General features: G+C 66.3%; 15 protein-coding genes. 4 read left to right on the top strand and 11 right to left on the bottom strand.

The genetic code is table 11. The annotated features are described in order from the left end of the window. Positions 1 to 25 precede the first annotated feature (25 nt). Positions 26 to 493, top strand: coding sequence for a GNAT family N-acetyltransferase (locus tag ACT6Q8_RS14115; protein ID WP_054168808.1), 468 nt, complete (start codon positions 26 to 28; stop codon positions 491 to 493). On the opposite strand, the gene ACT6Q8_RS14110 is transcribed toward ACT6Q8_RS14115, so the two are convergent. Continuing rightward, positions 476 to 1,348 (bottom strand): uracil-DNA glycosylase family protein, encoded by an 873-nt coding sequence (locus tag ACT6Q8_RS14110; protein WP_444733338.1) that lies wholly within the window; start codon positions 1,346 to 1,348, stop codon positions 476 to 478. The two genes, ACT6Q8_RS14115 and ACT6Q8_RS14110, sit on opposite strands and share 18 nt — an antisense overlap. A 157-nt stretch (positions 1,349 to 1,505) precedes the next feature. Between ACT6Q8_RS14110 and ACT6Q8_RS14105 the strand changes: the two genes are divergently transcribed. Further along, positions 1,506 to 3,167: an electron transfer flavoprotein-ubiquinone oxidoreductase gene (locus tag ACT6Q8_RS14105; protein ID WP_054168806.1), complete on the top strand. Its 1,662-nt coding sequence runs from the start codon at positions 1,506 to 1,508 to the stop codon at positions 3,165 to 3,167. A 47-nt stretch (positions 3,168 to 3,214) separates the two neighbouring features. Here ACT6Q8_RS14105 and ACT6Q8_RS14100 read toward each other — a convergent pair whose 3' ends face one another. From ACT6Q8_RS14100 to lspA, 7 genes are all read right to left on the bottom strand, one after another. Then, the gene (locus ACT6Q8_RS14100; protein WP_444733337.1) at positions 3,215 to 3,478 is read right to left on the bottom strand and encodes a YjhX family toxin; all 264 of its coding nucleotides are present in this window, start codon (positions 3,476 to 3,478) and stop codon (positions 3,215 to 3,217) included. A 195-nt stretch (positions 3,479 to 3,673) separates the two neighbouring features. After that, positions 3,674 to 4,900: a molybdopterin molybdotransferase MoeA gene (locus tag ACT6Q8_RS14095; protein WP_444733336.1), complete on the bottom strand. Its 1,227-nt coding sequence runs from the start codon at positions 4,898 to 4,900 to the stop codon at positions 3,674 to 3,676. Then, on the bottom strand, positions 4,890 to 5,411 hold the full coding sequence (gene mobB, locus ACT6Q8_RS14090) for a molybdopterin-guanine dinucleotide biosynthesis protein B (RefSeq protein WP_444733335.1): 522 nt from the start codon (positions 5,409 to 5,411) through the stop codon (positions 4,890 to 4,892). The genes ACT6Q8_RS14095 and mobB overlap by 11 nt, the downstream gene beginning before the upstream one ends. Positions 5,412 to 5,491: 80 nt before the next feature. Then, complete coding sequence (gene ubiB / locus ACT6Q8_RS14085; RefSeq protein ID WP_444733334.1) at positions 5,492 to 7,039, bottom strand: 2-polyprenylphenol 6-hydroxylase; 1,548 nt, start codon at positions 7,037 to 7,039, stop codon at positions 5,492 to 5,494. Positions 7,040 to 7,041: 2 nt separating this feature from the next. Next, the gene (locus tag ACT6Q8_RS14080) at positions 7,042 to 7,845 is read right to left on the bottom strand and encodes a class I SAM-dependent methyltransferase (protein ID WP_444733333.1); all 804 of its coding nucleotides are present in this window, start codon (positions 7,843 to 7,845) and stop codon (positions 7,042 to 7,044) included. A 146-nt stretch (positions 7,846 to 7,991) separates the two neighbouring features. Then, on the bottom strand, positions 7,992 to 8,495 hold the full coding sequence (locus ACT6Q8_RS14075) for a DUF3035 domain-containing protein (protein WP_444733332.1): 504 nt from the start codon (positions 8,493 to 8,495) through the stop codon (positions 7,992 to 7,994). A 73-nt stretch (positions 8,496 to 8,568) separates the two neighbouring features. Next, positions 8,569 to 9,135: a signal peptidase II gene (gene lspA, locus ACT6Q8_RS14070; RefSeq protein WP_444733331.1), complete on the bottom strand. Its 567-nt coding sequence runs from the start codon at positions 9,133 to 9,135 to the stop codon at positions 8,569 to 8,571. Between the two features lie 203 nt (positions 9,136 to 9,338). On the opposite strand from lspA, the gene efp reads away from it, so the two are divergent. Together efp and ACT6Q8_RS14060 are read left to right on the top strand one after the other, a co-directional pair. Continuing rightward, positions 9,339 to 9,905: an elongation factor P gene (gene efp / locus ACT6Q8_RS14065; protein WP_054168800.1), complete on the top strand. Its 567-nt coding sequence runs from the start codon at positions 9,339 to 9,341 to the stop codon at positions 9,903 to 9,905. Between the two features lie 223 nt (positions 9,906 to 10,128). After that, entirely contained in the window at positions 10,129 to 10,959 is an 831-nt protein-coding gene (locus ACT6Q8_RS14060; protein WP_054168799.1) for an inositol monophosphatase family protein, read from the top strand. Positions 10,960 to 11,016: 57 nt separating this feature from the next. Here the strand turns inward: ACT6Q8_RS14060 and glcF are convergent, their stop codons facing one another. From glcF to ACT6Q8_RS14045, 3 genes are all read right to left on the bottom strand, one after another. Further along, a complete protein-coding gene (gene glcF, locus ACT6Q8_RS14055) occupies positions 11,017 to 12,300 on the bottom strand; it encodes a glycolate oxidase subunit GlcF (RefSeq protein ID WP_444739394.1) in 1,284 nt (427 codons plus the stop codon). After that, positions 12,300 to 13,478, bottom strand: a complete 1,179-nt coding sequence (locus ACT6Q8_RS14050; protein ID WP_444733329.1) for an FAD-binding protein — start codon at positions 13,476 to 13,478, stop codon at positions 12,300 to 12,302. Before ACT6Q8_RS14050 ends, glcF begins: the two co-directional genes overlap by 1 nt. 67 nt (positions 13,479 to 13,545) lie before the next feature. Then, entirely contained in the window at positions 13,546 to 17,907 is a 4,362-nt protein-coding gene (locus ACT6Q8_RS14045; RefSeq protein ID WP_444733328.1) for a translocation/assembly module TamB domain-containing protein, read from the bottom strand. Positions 17,908 to 17,909: the final 2 nt, after the last annotated feature.

Genomic DNA, 17,909 nt, shown 5'->3' with positions numbered 1-17,909 from the left:
GGCGATTGAGGGAGTAACGTAACACATGGACCTGCTCGTCAAACTCTACGCCCTGCCCCCCGGCCCCGATCCGCTGCCGCCCGGCATAACGCTGCGCCGTGCCCTGGCACCGGAGGCGCCTTTGATCCTGCCCTGGATCGCGGCCCGGTTTGGGGAAGGTTGGCGGGCGGAGGCTGCCGTGGCCCTGTCCGCCTGCCCCACCCACATCCATATCGCGCATGATGATGCCGGCACCCTGCTGGGCTTTGCCTGCCATGACGTGACCGCGCGCGGCCTGTTCGGCCCCACGGGCGTGGATGAAGGGGCGCGGGGAACCGGCCTGGGCAAGGCGCTGCTACTGGCCAGCCTGCGCGCCATGGCCGCCGATGGTTACGCCTATGCCGTCATCGGCGGGGCCGGGCCGGTGGAATTCTATCAAAAGGCCGTGGACGCCATCCCCATCGCCGGGTCGGAACCCGGCCTTTACCGGGGGATGCTACGCGCCCCCGTCTAACCGCACCTTCAGCGCCAGCAAATCCTTCCACGCCTCCCGCTTGGCATCGGGATTGCGCAGCAGATAGGCGGGGTGCAGCATCGGCATCGCGGCCACCGACTTTTTCAACCCGGCACTGCCATAATCGAACCAGCGGCCCCGCAGCCGCGTGATCCCCTCTGTCCGGTTCAACATGGCCTTGGCCGAGATCCCGCCCGCGAAGATCAGGATATCGGGTGCCATCAACTCGATATGCCGCACCATGAAGGGCATGCAGGCGGCAATCTCACTGTCGGTCGGGCTGCGATTGCCGGGCGGACGCCAAGGCAGCATGTTGGTGATATAGACGGCCTTGGCTGGATCATCGGCATGCCGGTCCAGGCCGATGGCCCCCAGCATGCGGTCCAGCAACTGTCCCGCCGGCCCGACAAAGGGCAGGCCCTGCCGGTCCTCATTCTCGCCCGGCGCCTCACCAATCAGCATGATGCGCGCCTGCCGGCTGCCCATACCGAACACCAGATTGGTGGCCGTCTTTTTCAGCGCACAGCCGTCAAAGGCGGCCAGCGACTCCTTCAGCTCATCCAGGTTCTGCGCCGCCGACGCCGCCAGACGGGCCGACTGCCCGGCCTCTGCCGCCCCAAGCGGACCAGGTTCGGGCGCACGCGCCACGGGCGGCGGCACATTTTGTCGCGGGGACGGTTGGGGCGCTGCGCCCCCCGCTGCGGGCCGTGTCGGGGCAGGTGACGCTACGGCACTTTGGGTGCGCGCACGGGGTGACAGGGCCGACCAATCGGTCGGCTCCTCCCCGATCACCTCATCAACCCCACAATCCAGCAGGAACCGCAGGGCGGAGACGGATTCGACGACGCCAATCATGGTTTGACCCTACCACCGGCCTATGCTGTCTTAACAGCGTCGTAGAGGATCGGCCCCGCTGGACGGGCCGGCAGCGGCGCGGCGACTGGATTATACGGGCCTGCAAAAAAGGCACGAACGGTCGAAAGGCGCGCTGAAAACAAGCGGTGGGATGGGTATGGAACGCGAATCGATGGAATATGATGTCGTGATCGTTGGCGCAGGCCCGTCGGGCCTGTCAGCGGCGATCCGGCTGAAACAGCTGGCGGCGGAAAAGGGGCAGGAGGTCAGCGTCTGCGTGCTGGAAAAGGGCTCGGAAGTGGGTGCCCACATCCTGTCGGGCAATGTCATCGACCCGCGCGCGCTCAACGAGCTGATCCCCGACTGGAAGGAAAAGGGCGCGCCGCTGAACACGCCCGTCACCGACGACCGGTTCTATATCCTGTCGGACAAGGGCGGCATCCGCGTGCCCAACTTCCTGCTGCCGCCCTTGATGCATAATGACGGCAACTACGCCATCAGCCTGGGCAATCTCTGCCGCTGGCTGGCCGGGCAGGCCGAAGAGCTGGGCGTGGAGATCTATCCCGGCTTCGCCGCCGCCGAGGTGTTGTTCCATGAGGATGGCAGCGTGAAGGGTGTCGCCACGGGCGACATGGGCATCGGCAAGGATGGGGAGCCGACGCATAACTTCACCCCCGGCATGGAACTGCACGGCAAATACACCTTCTTTGCCGAAGGTGTGCGCGGCAACCTGTCCAAGCAGTTGATGGAAAAGTTCGACCTGCGGTCGGACTGCGATGTGCAGAAATACGGCATCGGCATCAAGGAATTGTGGCAGATCGACCCCGAAAAGCATCAACAGGGTCTGGTCATGCACACCCAGGGCTGGCCGCTGGACAGCAGCACGGCTGGTGGTTCCTGGATGTACCATCTGGAGGATAACCAGGTTTCCATCGGCTTCGTGGTGAACCTGGATTACGCCAACCCGCATCTGTCGCCGTTTGAGGAATTCCAGCGCTTCAAGCAGCACCCGTTCGTGCGCAAGTACCTGGAGGGTGGCAAGCGCCTGTCCTATGGCGCCCGCGCCATCAATGAGGGCGGGTTGCAGTCGGTGCCGAAGCTGACATTCCCCGGCGGCGCCCTGATCGGCTGCTCCGCCGGCTTCGTGAACGTGCCCCGCATCAAGGGCACCCACAATGCCATGAAGACCGGCATGCTGGCCGCCGAGGCCGCGTTCGACAAGCTGGCGGGTGGTGTCGGCAATGGCGACACCCTGTCCGCCTATGAGGCGTCGTGGAAGGACAGCTGGGTGCATGAGGACCTGTTCAAGGTCCGCAACGTCAAGCCGGGCCTGAAGGCCGGCCTGCTGCTGGGCAATATCCACGGCGGCATTCAGATGTGGGCGCATGATCTGGGCCTAGGCAAATTCCTGCCCTACACCCTGCACCACACGAAGGCCGACCATGAAAGCCTGACCCCGGCCAACATGGCTAAGAAGATCAAGTACCCCAAGCCCGATGGCGTGATCAGCTTTGACCGCCTGTCCTCGGTGTTCATCTCCAACACCAATCATGAGGAAAACCAGCCGGCCCACCTGAAGCTGAAGGACCCGTCGATCCCCATTGAGCATAATCTGCCCAATTACGACGAACCGGCCCAGCGCTACTGCCCCGCCGGCGTGTATGAGGTGGTGCGCGACGATAATGGCCAGCATCCGCGCTTCGTGATCAACGCGCAGAACTGCGTCCATTGTAAAACCTGCGACATCAAGGACCCGCTCCAGAACATCACCTGGACGGTGCCGGAAGGCGGCGGGGGGCCGAACTACCCGAATATGTGACGGGTAAAAAAGCCCCGGTGCCGTTGTCAGCACCGGGGCTTTTCATTTCAGCGGTTATCCAACTGCGACCTGACCGCCGCCAGACCGTCGCGGGTAATGCGGTATGGCCCGCCATCGCGCGATGCGATCAGGCGGCGGGACTTGAGCTTGCGGAACACCGGCAGGGTGCAATCCACCAGCAGCCAGCCATCGCGCGTCAGGCATTCCACGGCCTTCACATCGCGATAATCGGCCTCATTACGGATCAGGTTGATGCGGCCACCCTGGGCCAGCGCGTGCAGCGTCCGCTGCTCCGGCTTTGAGATATTCATGATGGGGATGTCGTCGTCCGTTCAGCATAGGGGCTGACGCAGCCATGCGCGACCACCGGCAAACCGCGGGGCAGGGCATGGACTTACGCGAAAACTGACCGGCCAACAGCGGCGGGTCAGCGGATGACAACAATCCCGAACATCAAAGCTCCTATTGAAGCGGATATCGGAATATATCCGCTTACGGATAGATAATCAAGTCCCCAGCATCCCCAACGGCAGCACCCGCACCGGGTCCCCCGGACGCACCGCCGTCACCTCTTCCCCCAACTCCGCCAGCGCATCCGCGCGGGTCAGGTGGCCCAGCATGGCGGCCCCTTCCGTCGGATCGGCATGGGCCACGCCGTCCGGCCCGATGCTGACCCGCAGATATTCCCGCCGGCCCGCCTTCTTGGCATGCGCAAAGCCGGCGGGGGCCGTCAGCAACGGCAGGGGCGCGGGCACGGCACCCGACAGACGATCAATCAAGGGCCGAACCAGGACCAGAAAACTGACCAGCATGGCCACGGGATTGCCGGGCAGCCCAGCAAAGGCCGCCGCCCCGACATGGCCCAGCGCAAGCGGCTTGCCGGGTTTCAGGGCCAGCTTCCACAGGTCCAGCCCGCCCAGCGTCCTCACCGCCGCCTTCACATGATCGGCATCCCCCGCCGACACCCCGCCGGAGGTGAGGATCAGATCATGATCCGCTGCCGCCGCCGCCAATGCCGCCCGGATCACCCCCTCATCATCGGCCAGGATACCCAAGTCGGTAACGGCGCAGCCCATCTGCGAAAGCAGCGCCGACAGCAAGGGCCGGTTGGCGTCATAAATCCCACCAGGGGCCAGCGCACGGCCCGGTGCCGTCACCTCATCCCCCGTTGAAAACAGCGCCACACGCAGGGGCCGGCGTATGGTCAGAAAATCCTGCCCCAGCGCCGCCGCCAGCCCGATATCGACCGCGCGCAACCGCCGCCCGGTGGGCAAGGCCACCTGCCCCACTGCCACATCCTCCCCCCGCCGCCGCACATTGAGGCCAGGGGAAAGGCCGGCGGGCAGGTGGACAAAATCGCCCTCCACCCGCACCTCTTCCTGCATGACGACCGTATCCAGCCCATCGGGCATCACGGCACCGGTGAAGATACGTAGGGCTGCCCCCGGCTTCGGTGCCGCCACCGGGGCCGACCCGGCATAAAGCGTACCCGCCACCGGCAGCCGGCGGCCCAGATCGGTGGCCCGCACCGCATAGCCATCCATGGCGGCATTATCAAAGGGCGGCAGGTCAAGCACACTGACAATATCCGCCGCCAGCACCCGCCCCAGCACCCGCCCTAACGGCACCTGTTCCGGTTCCGAAACAGCCGTGAACCGCGACGCGATAAGATCCAGAGCCTGGGCGACGGTCAGCACCCTTGATCCGGTATCAAAGCAATCCTTACCCGCCATGCCCCACCCCGATGGTGCGCAGGATCAGGTCGGCCACCGCCTCCACATCCCCCAAATCCAGCACGGGCAAGGGGCAGTCGGGCAGGGTCTCATCGCTGGCCACCGCCACGATGCGCGGATCATCGGGCCAAAGCGGCGGCTTGCCATTGGACGGGCGATGCACCTCCAGCTTGGGGTGCGCGTCGCGCTTGAACCCTTCCACCAGAATGACATCGGCAGGCGACAGTTTGGCGACCAGTTCGCCCAGGGTCGGTGCCGGCCCATCCCGGTTTTCGTGCATCAGGGCCCAACGGTTGGCCGACGCCACCAGCACCTCCTGCGCGCCCGCCATGCGGTGGACGTAACTGTCCTTACCCGGCTGGTCGATATCGAACGCGTGATGGGCATGTTTGATGGTGGCCACCGTCAGGCCCCGCGCCGACAAGGCCGGGATCAACCGCGCTATCAGCGTGGTCTTGCCACTGCCGCTCCACCCGGCCAGTCCGAACAGGTTTGGGGGAAGCCCCATCATCCACACCCCCGATGCGTCACCATTGGGAATGACGGTAGGACGTGGGGAAAGACAGGGCAACGGTAAGATGGTCGCGGGCGTCAGCTCAACGCCACGCCCAGCGCCACCGCCGCCAGCAGTAGTGCCGCCCAGCCCAGCCGCCGCCAGCGCCGGCCCTCACGCTCGCGCACCGCCGCCAGGGCCAGAACCGACTCGGGGTGCAGACGCAGGCCCCCGCCCTCGGCCAGCATATTGGCGGTGCGTTCCAGGTCGCGGACCAGGGTCGGCAACCGGCGCGCAATGCCCGCGACATTGGACAGAAGGTCGGCGACGCGCGCCTCCGGCCCCCGGTTCTCGATCATCCAGCGTTCGATCAGGGGCCGCGACAGGTCCCACATATTCACATGCGGGTTCAGGACGCGGCCCATCCCCTCCGCCGTCAGCATGCTCTTTTGCAGCAGCAGCAATTGCGGCTGCGTCTCCATCTGGAACTTCTCGGTCACCGCGAAAAGCTGGGCCAGCAGCCGGCCCACGGAAATGTCGGACAAAGGCCTTCCATGCAGCGGCTCCCCGATGGACCGCACAGCCTGCTTGAACAGTTCCTGATCCTGGGTCGCGGGCACGAAGCCGGCATCGAAATGCACCTTGGCGACCAGATCATAATCGCGGTTCAAAAACCCGATCAGCATGTCGGCCAGGTACAGGCGCGTCTGCCGGTCGATGCGGCCCATGATGCCGAAATCGACGGCGACCAGCCGTCCCTGCGGCGTCACGAACATATTGCCGGGATGCATGTCGGCATGGAAAAAGCCGTCGCGGAACACCTGATTGAAAAACGCATCCGCCGCATGGGCCAGCAACTGATCGGTCTGCAAACCGGCGGCGCGAATTTCCTCCACCTTGTCGATGGAAAAGCCGATGACGCGTTCCTGTGTCATCACGCGTTTGGCCGTGCGGTCCCAATCGATGCTGGGCACGCCAAACGTGGCGTCGCCCGTGAAATTGCCGGCCAGCTCTGAGGCCGCCGCCGCCTCCATCCGCAGGTCCATTTCCAGGGCAACCGTGCGGGCGAATGTCTCCACCACCGCCACGGGTTTCAACCGCTTCAGTTTTGGCTGCACCCGCACAGCCCAATCGGCCAGCCAGAGCAGCAGGTCGATATCCTGTTGGAACGCCCGCTCAATGCCGGGGCGCAGGACCTTGACGGCCACCAGCCGCCCGTCAGGCGTCTCGGCGAAATGCACCTGCGCGATGCTGGCCGCCGCCACGGCCTGATCATCGAACCGGGCATACAGTTCCGATATGGGCCGCTCCAGTTCCGCCTCGATGATGGCGCGGGCATCGTCGGCGGGAAAGGGCGGCAGCCTGTCACGCAGTTCGGCCAGATCGTTGGCCACCTCCTCGCCCACCAGATCGGCGCGGATGGACAGGACCTGACCCAGCTTGATGAAGCTGGGGCCCAGCGCCTGCAACGCCGCCGCCAGCCGCTGACCGGGTCGCCCCGGCGCCTTGTTGCGGTTGCCCAGCGACAGGATGAAGGCCAGGAACGGGGCACTGTCGCGGAACAGATCGACCGGCAGGGCGCCATGGCGGCCCAGCGTGCGACCGATGCTGACCATGCGGCCCAGATTGCGGATGGCGCGCAGCATCCTCAGACGCGCCAGCCGGAATGGATGCAGGCAATGCCACCCGACAGGTTGCGCGCCCTGGCCCCGGTGAAGCCCGCCGCCTCAATCCGGCGGCACAAGGCCTGCTGCTCGGGGAAACGGCGAATGCTTTCCACCAGGTACTGATAGCTGTCCTTGTCCCCCGCCACCATCTGGCCCAGGCGCGGCAGCAGGTGGAAGGAATAGCCGTCATAGATATCCCGCAGGACGGGGATCACGACATGGCTGAATTCCAGACAGAAGAAGCGCCCACCGGGCTTCAGCACGCGCCGCGCCTCGGCCAGCGCCTTGTCGATCCGCGTCACATTGCGCAGGCCAAAGGCGATCGTATAGGCATCCATGGACCGCGACGGGAACGGCAGATCCTCGGCATTGCCGACGGTCCAGTCGATACCCGACAGCATGCCGCCATCCAGGCCCCGGTCACGCCCCACCCGCACCATCGATTCGGTCAGATCGCAGACGGTGACATTGGCGCCCGGCGCCTGCTTTTTCAGGCGAAAGGCGATATCGCCGGTACCGCCGGCCACATCCAGCAGCGCCTCGCCATCGCGCGGGCGGACCAGATCGACGAACGCATCCTTCCACAGCCGGTGGACGCCCATCGACATCAGGTCGTTCATCAGATCGTATTTGCCGGCCACACTGCCGAACACGCCCTGGACCAGGGATGCCTTTTCGGTCGGGTCAATTTCCCGATAACCGAAGAAACGCCCTTCCTCCCCGGCTTGGGGCCTGGGGGGCGTGCCTGTGGCGGCGGCGGGGTGGGTCGTGTTCGCGTCGGTCATGGCCGGAACATAGGCCGGACAGCGCCCCTTGGGAAGCGGGCGCGATGCCGCGCCACGGCATGTTTGGGTTGCCTGAACCCACAAAATCACAATGCCCCGCCGGTGGGGCGGGGCATTGGTTCAATCAACCGTGACGGCAACCAAACTTACTTGCCGGCCTCACGCGTCGTGGAGAGCGCGCCGCCGGGCGGGGGCAGCACTTCCGGGTTCTGGTCGTCCTTCCAGAACATCAGCTTGTCCAGGAAGGTCGGACTGCCGACCACCACGCCCGGATTCTCCCGGTCGACGATTGCGCGGATATCGGGGCTGGCACCGTCTGCACCGGCCTGGGCCAGCAGGGCGCCTTCGCCGCTGGTCTGCTTCGGGCTGGTGCGCGGATCGACCAGGGCGGCGGAGCCGGCACCGCTGGCGCCGAACACGCTGGACTGCGAACGGGTGTCGCGTTCCATTTCCTGCGGGCGCGGGCTGCCCGGCTGCGGCGGACGCAGGGAGAAGTCGGGCGGCACCTCCAGCGGGGCGCGCGACACGACCATGAACTCATCCGGCGCGTCATGCCCGCCAAACAGGCCACAGGCCGACAGCAGGCCGCCCATCATCAGGACGGTGATGGCCGGAACGGCCGCCTTGCGCACTTGCTTCAACACAACCATGGTCCGATCCGTACCCTTTGAACGAGGAGCAGAGTCTAACAGAGGCCGACCCGCGCGATTGCCGGTTCGCACTCTAGCGCCGCTCGTCGCCGGAGAACAGCCCGTCGATCAACAACAGGCCCACCCCAACCACGATGCAGCAATCCGCCACGTTGAATGCCGGCCAGTGCCAGCCCGCGACGTGAAAGTCAAGGAAATCGGCGACGGCCCCAAAGCGGAACCGGTCGATGACATTGCCGATGGCGCCGCCCACCACCATGCCGGTGGCCAGCGCCACCAGTTTGCGGTCATTGCTGCGGTTCCACCAGAGCAGCGCGCCACAAATGCCGATAGCCAAAAGGCTGAGCACGAAGGGCATCAGATCATGCTGGCTATAGAACATTGAGAAGCTGACGCCAAAGTTCCAGGCCACCACCATGTTGAAGAAGCCCGTCACCTCGATGAAGGGGGAGTTGACGGCGCATTCCGGCCCCGCCGGCCCCGACAGACAGGGCAGCAGACTGGTCAGCACCCATTGTTTGCTGATCTGGTCCAGGACCAGCGCCACCAACGCCACGATGCCCGTGACCAGCCGCAACTTGCGCACCAGCGCCGCGTTCATCACCCCTTCACCCGCAACCATCATCCATCCGCGCAGCACATCATCTTTCCCGCTGCCTTATACCCTAAACACGGCGGAAAGGCGGCAAATGGTCGGGGGATGTGTTAAAATTCCGCCCTGCGGCCCTTGCACGGCCCGCCGGTTGCCTATGCGGCGGGCGGGGACACTGGCCATTTGCCTGTTGAGAGGCAACCTGTTAGGTTCCGCGCCGCTCGATTCCTATAAAGTTTGAGAAGCCTGTCATGAAGGTCAATGCGAACACCATGCGCAAGGGTCATATCCTTGAGCATAACGGCCGTCTCTATGTGATCACCGGCACCCAGATTGTGCAGCCCGGCAAGGGCGGCGCCTTCATCCAGTTGGAAATGAAGGACGTCAAGACCGGCAACAAGAATATCGAGCGCTTCCGCACCGGCGAAGCCGTGGAACGCGCCCGTCTGGACGATCACGAGATGACGTTCCTGTTCGCTGAAGATGACAATTTCACCTTCATGGACAAGGAAACCTTCGAACAGGTGACCATCTCCGGCGACATCATCGGCGACGGCAAGATCTTCCTGGCCGACGGCATGGAAGTCGTGGTGCAGTCCTTCGAAGGCGCGCCCCTGTCGGTCGAACTGCCGCAGTCCGTGGTCCTGACGATCACCGAGGCTGACCCGGTGGTGAAGGGCCAGACGGCCTCTTCCTCCTACAAGCCCGCCGTTCTGGAAAATGGTGCCCGCGTCATGGTCCCGCCGCATATCGAGGCTGGCACCAAGATCGTTGTGAACATCGAAACCGGCGAGTACATGGAACGCTTTAAGGATTAAGGGTTACACGCTCCCTCAGGCGCCGGGCGCCCGCATCCGCGGGCTTGGCTTGCGCGCCACGAGGCGCGGGCCGGCAGTCGCCGGCCTCGGGAGGCAAAGCCTCCCGGGTCTTCCCGGACCCTTACCGTTGCAGCGCCCGCGCGGGTTTAAACGCGCGGGCGTTTCGCTTTTAATAGGCGGGCATTGATCCCGCAGTTTCTTCGTCATTGTGGAGTGTTCGACCATGGCAGCCCGTTCGGCCATCCTGAACGTCATGACCCGTGCGGCTGAGAAGGCCGGCAAGGCCATCCTGCGCGATTTCGGCGAGGTCGAGCACTTGCAGGTCTCTCGCAAGGGTCCGTCCGACTTCGTGTCCGCCGCCGACCAGAAGGCCGAGCGTATCGTGCGCGAGGAGCTTCAGAAGGCGCGTCCCGATTTCGGCCTGCTGCTGGAAGAAACCGGTGAGATCAAGGGCAAGGACACCGCCCACCGCTTCATCGTCGATCCCCTGGACGGCACCACCAACTTCCTGCACGGCCTGCCGCACTGGGCCATCTCCATCGCGCTGGAGCGTGAGGGTGAGATCATTGCCGGCGTCGTCTACGAACCCGTGCATGACGAGATGTTCTGGGCCGAAAAGGGTGCAGGTGCCTTCCTGAACCATACCCGCCTGCGCGTTTCCTCGCGCCGTCAGCTGGCCGACAGCCTGATTGCCACGGGCATCCCCTTCCGCGGCCATGGCAATGCGCCGGTATTCCTGCAGCAGTTGGAGGCCCTGATGGGCCAGGTGGCGGGCATCCGCCGCTGGGGTGCGGCCTCGCTCGACCTCGCCTACACCGCCGCCGGCCGCTTTGACGGTTTCTTCGAAGCCGACCTGAAGCCCTGGGACATGGCCGCCGGCCTGCTGCTGGTCACCGAAGCCGGTGGTTTCGTCAGCGAGATCGGCCCCGGCAAGAGCCCGCTGGCCAGCGGCTCCATCCTGGCCGCCAACGCCAACCTGCATTCCCACCTGGCCGTCGTCCTGCGCAACGCCGGCAAGCCCAAGGTGGCCCCGGCGGAAAAGCCGAAGGCCTGACACAAGCCTTTACCCCAAAAAGCCCCGTGGATGTCCGCATTCACGGGGCTTTTTGATTTAGGACAACCCATCCGGCGCCGGCCCACCGGTCGCCCAGTCCAGCAACTGCACCGTATGCACGATAGGCAGGGCGGTACCCGTCCCGATTTGGGTCATGCAGCCGATATTGCCGGCGGCGATCACGTCGGGCCGCGTCCCCTCGATCGCCGCCACCTTGGCATCGCGTAACTGCCCCGAAAGCTCTGGCTGCAACAAATTATAGGTGCCCGCCGACCCGCAGCAGAGATGCCCGTCCGGCACCTCCAGCAATGTGAACCCGGCCTGGCGCAGCAGGTCGCGCGGCGGGTCCTTCACCTTCTGCCCGTGCTGTAACGAACAGGCCGCGTGATAGGCCACGCGTAGGGGCCGGGGCACCTTCACCTCCGCCGGCAGGCCCAGCATCGCCAAGACCTCCGTCACATCGCGCGCCAGGGCCGACACGGTCGCCGCCGGCCCCGCCAGCACCGGATCATCGCGGAACATATGGCCGTAATCCTTGACGGTGGTGCCGCAACCGCTGGCCGTGACGATGATGGCGTCCAGGCCATCGCCCTCCACCTCCTCCATCCAGGCGCGGATATTGGCCGCCGCGAACCCGTGCCCGTCGCGCCCCATATGGTGGGTGAGCGCCCCGCAGCAGCCGCCCCCCTTCGCCACCACCAACTCCGCCCCCAACCGGGGCAGCAACCGGATGGCCGCCTCATTGATGGCGGGGTTCAGCGCCGGCTGCACACAGCCGGGCAGCAGCGCCACCCGCATGCGCCGTGTTCCCTGCGCAGGGAACACGCTAGGCCCCTCCTGCGCCTGCCGCGGATGCACACGGTCGGGCGCCAGGTCCAGCATACCCCGCAGGTCGGGCGGCAGCAGGGCGCGGAACGGGCGGGCCAGTTTCGCCAGCCCCATCGCCACCCGGAACCGCCCCGCATGCGGCAACATCAGCGCCAGTGCCGCCCGCGTCAGCCGCACCTTCACCGGGCGCTTGGCCGTCTTCTCGATATGGGCGCGGGCGTGATCGACCAGATGCATGTAATGCACGCCAGATGGACAAGTGGTCATGCAGGACAGGCACGACAGGCAGCGGTCGATATGGTGGGTTTCCACCGGCCCCGCATCCCGTCCGCTTTCCAGCATATCCTTGATCAGATAGATGCGACCGCGCGGACTGTCGCGTTCATCCCCCGTCAGATGGTAGGTGGGGCAGGTGGCCGTGCAGAACCCGCAATGCACACAGGTTCGCAGGATCTTCTCCGCCTCTGCGGTACCGCTGTCGGCCAGTTGTGCCAGGGTGAAATGGGTCTGCATCACACCCCCATCAGGCCGGGATTAAGGATGCCTGCCGGGTCAAACTGTGCCCTCACCCGCGCCGTCAGGGCGGCCAACGGGCCGGGCAGCGGCTGAAACACCGGCACCCGCGCCTTCACCGCATCGGGTGCCCGCATCAGGGTCGCATGCCCATCCCCGCCCAGCGCCCCCCGCACGATACCCACCCCCGCATCCGCCATCCCGCCCGGCAGCCCGACCCAGATCAGGCCCCCGCCCCAATCCAGCCAGCCCAGCGCACGCGGGATCGCGGCCCGGATGGCGGACAGCACCCCCATCCCCGTCATGGGTGGCACCGACAGGCGCCAGACATCCAGATCGGGCCGTTCGGCCAGCGGCATCGCATCGCGTAGACATGCCCACAGCGCGGCCGATTCGTCCCCCTCCAGCACCGCCATGGCCGCCCGCCCCTCCAGCAGCCGTTCAAGTGCGGACAGCCGTTCCGCCACCGACACCGAAACCCCATCCAGCCGCAGCAGCACACAGGGTGTTCGGTCGGGCAGCAACCCATCCAGCGGCAGGTAGGATGGCGTGAACGCCGCCGCCCCCACCTCCGCCGCCGAACCCAGCGCATCGGCCAGGACGCGGCTGGCCTCCGCGCCCTCGATCCCCGCCAGGACCATGGTCTTGGACAAGGGCGGGGCCGGCAGCACCTTGACCACAATCTCCGTCATCAGGCCCAGCGTGCCATGCGCCCCGGTCAGCAGCTTGGGCAGGTCGAAACCGGTGACATTCTTCACCACCTTGCCGCCCGACCGGAAAACACGCCCGTCGCCGGCAATGGCGGTCATGCCCAGAACATGGTCGCGCACGGCCCCGGCCTTCACCCGCCCCGGCCCCGACAGGCCCGTGGCCACCACCCCGCCCAGCGTATCCGTGCCGGCGGGACGGCCATAAAGCGGGCCCAGGTCCGGCGGCTCAAACGCCAGGGCCTGGCCCTTGGCCGACAGCAAGGCCCGCAGCTCCGCCATCGTCACCCCCGGTTCGGCCACCAGGATCAGTTCCGCCGGCTCATACGACACCACCTGCGACAGCGGCGACAGCGACAGGGCCGTGCCCGCGACCGCATGGCCCAGACCCGGCTTGCTGCCGCCGCCGGTCAGGCGCAGGGACTGGCCGGCGCGCACCGCATCGATGAAGGGAGAAAGCCTGTCGGCCATGGGTGTCCGCCACCTTGATCATATCCGGCGGCATTCTGGGGGTGCGGCGGGCCGCCTGTCACCCCCCTCAATAATCCCATTGGAACTGCACGCCGACCTTGCTCTCGGTCCCGACCTCGCCACGCGCCTTGATATGGTCGGTGATGCCATATTCCACGGTCGCCTTGCTCTGCCCGGTGCCCAGCTCCTGCTCCACCCCGACATAGATGTTATCGCCGATATAGCGGCCGGCGGCCACGGTGCCGGCCCCCGTGCCATCCTCGCTGCCCCGGAATTCCAGCCGGTCCACGCCGAGCGAGCGTTTCACATTGTCAACAAAGCCAGGACCCCCGCCGAACAGGCCCGACAATTGCGCCGCCGACTGCGCCAGTTGCACCGCCTCCAACGCCGACAACTGCCCCGCCCCCCGGTTGAATAGCAGCCGGGCCAACACTTCGTCTTCCGGGTAGGGCGGCTGCGACGACAGTTTCACCGTCGGTTTCGACGGGCGGCCCGTGACGGCGACAATGGCCGTCAGGTCGCCGCGTTGCGTGCGCGCCTCCAGATCAAGCGAGGGGTCAAAGGTGCCATCGCCCAGGAAGGTGACATTGGCCCGCGACAGGGTGAAGGTCTGGCCCAGCAGCCCCATCTCACCCTTGACCAGCGACACGTTGCCCGACAAAAGCGGCAGATCCGCTGTCCCGCGCAGCTTCAACGACGCTTTCAGTTCCGCGTCCAGCCCACGGCCTGCGACATAGATCTGGTTGGGCGCCTCCACATCGATATTCAGGCCGATGACAAGGGCCGGTGGCACCTCTCCCTCCGCCTTGGCATTGGCACTGCTGACGGCACCGGGCGGGGCGATGCGGCGGGGATGGTTGATCTCCACCACCTTCACCTCCACCACTGTGGGCGGCAGCTTGTCCGGGATGCGGATATGGGCATTGGCCACATCCACGCGTCCCGCGATCATCATCTGTGTCGGCTTGCCGGTGACAGTGATGTCGGCACCTGCCACCGCCTCCACCATGTCGATCCCGGCCAGCTTGGCCTTTTTCGCGGTCAGGCGCAGGTCGATCTGCCGGTCGCCGCGTTCGGGGCGCAGGCCGACGCTGCCGGCCAGGGTGACGGTGCCGCCGCCCGGCGTCTTGCCCTCAAACCGGTCGATCACCAGCCCTTCGGGATCACCCTTCAACACCGCCTCGATATCGGTGATCTGCGTGCCCCAGCGCTGATTCTCGTAGCGGGCATTGTTCAGCATGACACTGCCCGTCAGTTGCCGGTCAGCCAGGGTGCCGCCCAAGGTCAGGTCCAGCACCATCTGCCCGCCCAGCCGGTCACCCGTTGTCGCCAGCAGATCGTTCAGCCGGCGCAGCGCGACATTGCCCTCCAGCCGGCCGCTGACCGGCTTGTCGGTGGGCATGGCGATGCTTGTCGCCGACCCTCGCATTTCCAGCGGCAGGTCGGCACGCGCCGACAGGCCGACACCCGATCCCGCGCTGTCGATCCTGGCATTCAGCGCCACACGCCCCTTCTGCCAATCGGCATTCAGGGTGGCGCCCAGCGGCGACGGTCCTTTCAGGACCTGCGGGGCCAGCGCAAATTCCGACAGTTTCAGCGACATCACACCCTTGGGATCGGCCACGGTGCCCGACAGGCTGGCCGTGCCGTCCAGATGGCCATAGAGCGTGAGGGTCGGATCGATCAGGCGCACCCAGTTGAGCGGCAGCTTGGTCAGCGACACCCGCCCGCCCAGCGCCCTGGGCGACAGGTCCGCTGTCACCTCCACCCGCGCGTCACCGGCCAGAACCACCAGTCCCTGCACGCCCACCACGCCCTCGCCAAAGGACAGGGTGGCGGGATTGGCCAATTGGAATTCCGTATCACCATAGGCCCCCGACAGGGTGCCCAGCCCCACCCGCGTGATCGCGTCCTTGGCCCCCGTCGCCAGCTGCCCCGCGATGGACAAGCGTACCGGCGCCGACCCGCGCTTGCCCGACAGATCAAAGGACAGGGAAACGGCGGATAACGGACCGCGCGCCGCCCCCGTAATCTTGTCCAGGTCCAGGGTTCCGGCATCGACACCGGTAACGGTGAAGCCCGCATCGACGCTTGGCACCTTGTCGGTCCCGTCCAGACGGGCCGACAGGGCAATGGAAGCCACCTTCTGCCCATGCCAGCGCCGCCAGATTTCCTTAAAATCGGCCTTCACATCCGCGAACTGCCGGCCCTTGTCATGGCTGAGCGCGATATTGACGGTACCATTGCCCCAGACCTCATCCCCCGCGATGAAGGCCAGGATGCCCAGGTCGGGCACGGTACCGGTCAGGCGCCCCGCCGCCAGCCCCGTGCTGGTATCCAGCGACAGGTCGCCATTGAATCGGTTCAGGCCGATCACCGCCTCGATCCCGGCCAGCGACAGGGTGGAACCAGTCTGTGACAGCTCGCTGCCCAGGGCGATGCGCTGCCCGTTCAGGCTGCTGGCCACGTCAATCCGGCCCTTCGCCGCCTTGGGCAGGCCCGACAGCCGTGCATCCAGGCGCGTATCGATCAGCCGCAACCCATCCATGGTCAGCCCGTCCGCCACCATTTCCAGCGTCATCGTGTCGGCACCGGGGCTTTTCAGCCGGGCCGTGACCCCGCCCGCCATCGCCACGCCCAGCGCCGGCGACAGGGGCGACAGGTCCGCCACCTCCACCACCGCATCGGCATTGATGCCCTTGGGACCGTACCGCCCCTCCCCGCCGATCTTCAGCTGCGGGTTGGTCAGCGACAGGCGACGCAGCGCCATCTCGTCACCCGCCACCTCCAGATCGGCGAAAATCTCCGTCAGGCCCGATAGAAGCGGGTCCAGGACCGCGACGCCCGCCGCCAGTTCCTTGCCCTCCCCCTGCAGCGTTACCGCCGTCTTTCCGCCCGCCCGGCGCAGTTTGCCCTCCACCGCCAGCGATCCGGACAGTTTGCGCCCGGCCACCCCGGACAGCGGCGCCAGATCCTTGGCCGACAGGGTCAGGGCCAGTTCGCCATCCCGGCCCCAGCCGGTCAGCGATCCGCTGGCCGTGGCCGACAGCGCCGTGCCGATGAATCCGGCCTTGGCAATATCGATCCCGCCCTTAGCGCGGGTCACGGTCAGTTCGGCGGCCAGATCGGATGTGCGTCCCGTCAGGGCCGATAGCGCCCCTGACGCGCCGTCCAGATGCAGGGCCGCAATGACCGCTGTCTGCTCCAATCCCTTGGCCGACAGCTTCACGCCCAGACTGTTGAGCGTCAGGTCCGGCAGGCCAACCATATCCAGGGTCAGATCGGTGGCCAGTTCCGGTGCCTCCGGCGTACCGGTCAGGGTGATGCTGCCGCGCGCCGCCTTCATCCGCGCCGGCCCCAGCAGGGGTGACAGGATGGCCGCATCCGGCAGCTCCACCCAGGCGCCGACATTGATGACGCGGGTCTTGATATCGAACGCACCGCCGCCTGACAGCTTGCCGACGGCCGTCTGGATGCCGACACCATCCAGCGCCAGCTTCACCCCCGGATCGATCAGACCACCGGCCCCGATGCGCAGGTCCGGCCCCACCAGGGGGCGGATATCGGGCGGCAGCAGGGCCTGCACATTGCCCGAAAGGTCCAGACCGAAGGTCAACTTAGTACCCGACGGCCTGATCCTGAATTCGGCCTTGGCATCGGCGGCATCGCCGGCCTTGGCCGTGGCCGTCCCCGTCCAATCGGTCAACGGGCCATCGCCCTTCAGGGTCAGGGTCACGGGCGGGCGGCCCGGAATGTCCAGCAATTCGGCAATCAGCCCGTTACCCTGTTCCAGCGCTTCCGCCGTCAGGGTCAGGCGGCGACCGGGCCGGTAATCGCCGGCAATGGTCAGGGTGCCGGGCCGGTCATCGATGCGCTTGATGTCCAGCGACCCCGATCCGCCCAGCTCCCCCGCCGGCAACCGCCCCTGCCCGGCCAGGGTCAGCACCGCCGGGTTGCCATCCAGCAGGTCTGGCCCCAGCGTCACCTTCTCCACCGCCAGCCGCGACAAGGTGACGGCAACGGGCAGGCGCGGCAAACCGCCCTTGTCATTGGGATCATACGGTTTCGGCAGCGGCGGGCGCGATACCGTCACGGCCTTGGCCGACAGATCCGCCACCGACAGAGTGCGGGAGAACAGGGCCCAGGGGTTCCATGCCAGATGCGCGCCGTCCACCGTCAACCAGACACCATTGGCATCAGACATGGTGATCCGGGCGGCGCGCAGGTCGAAGATCGACCCGTCCGCGCCCTCCACGGTCAGTTCCGGCGCGGCCTCCCCGGCCTTTGACAGCACGAAATCACGGCCCGACGGGGTGGACAGCCAGATGCCCGCCGATACGGCGATCAGCACGATCAGACCGATCAGACCGGCCACACCGGCGGCGATCCAGATCAGGATGGGGCGAAGGCGGTTGAAATCGCTCATCATCC

It is taken from the genome of Niveispirillum sp., assembly GCF_052437035.1.
Taxonomy (GTDB): Bacteria; Pseudomonadota; Alphaproteobacteria; order Azospirillales; family Azospirillaceae; genus Niveispirillum.
The sequence above is the reverse complement of the archived record's forward strand: the minus strand, read 5'-3'. Positions and strand labels throughout refer to the sequence as shown.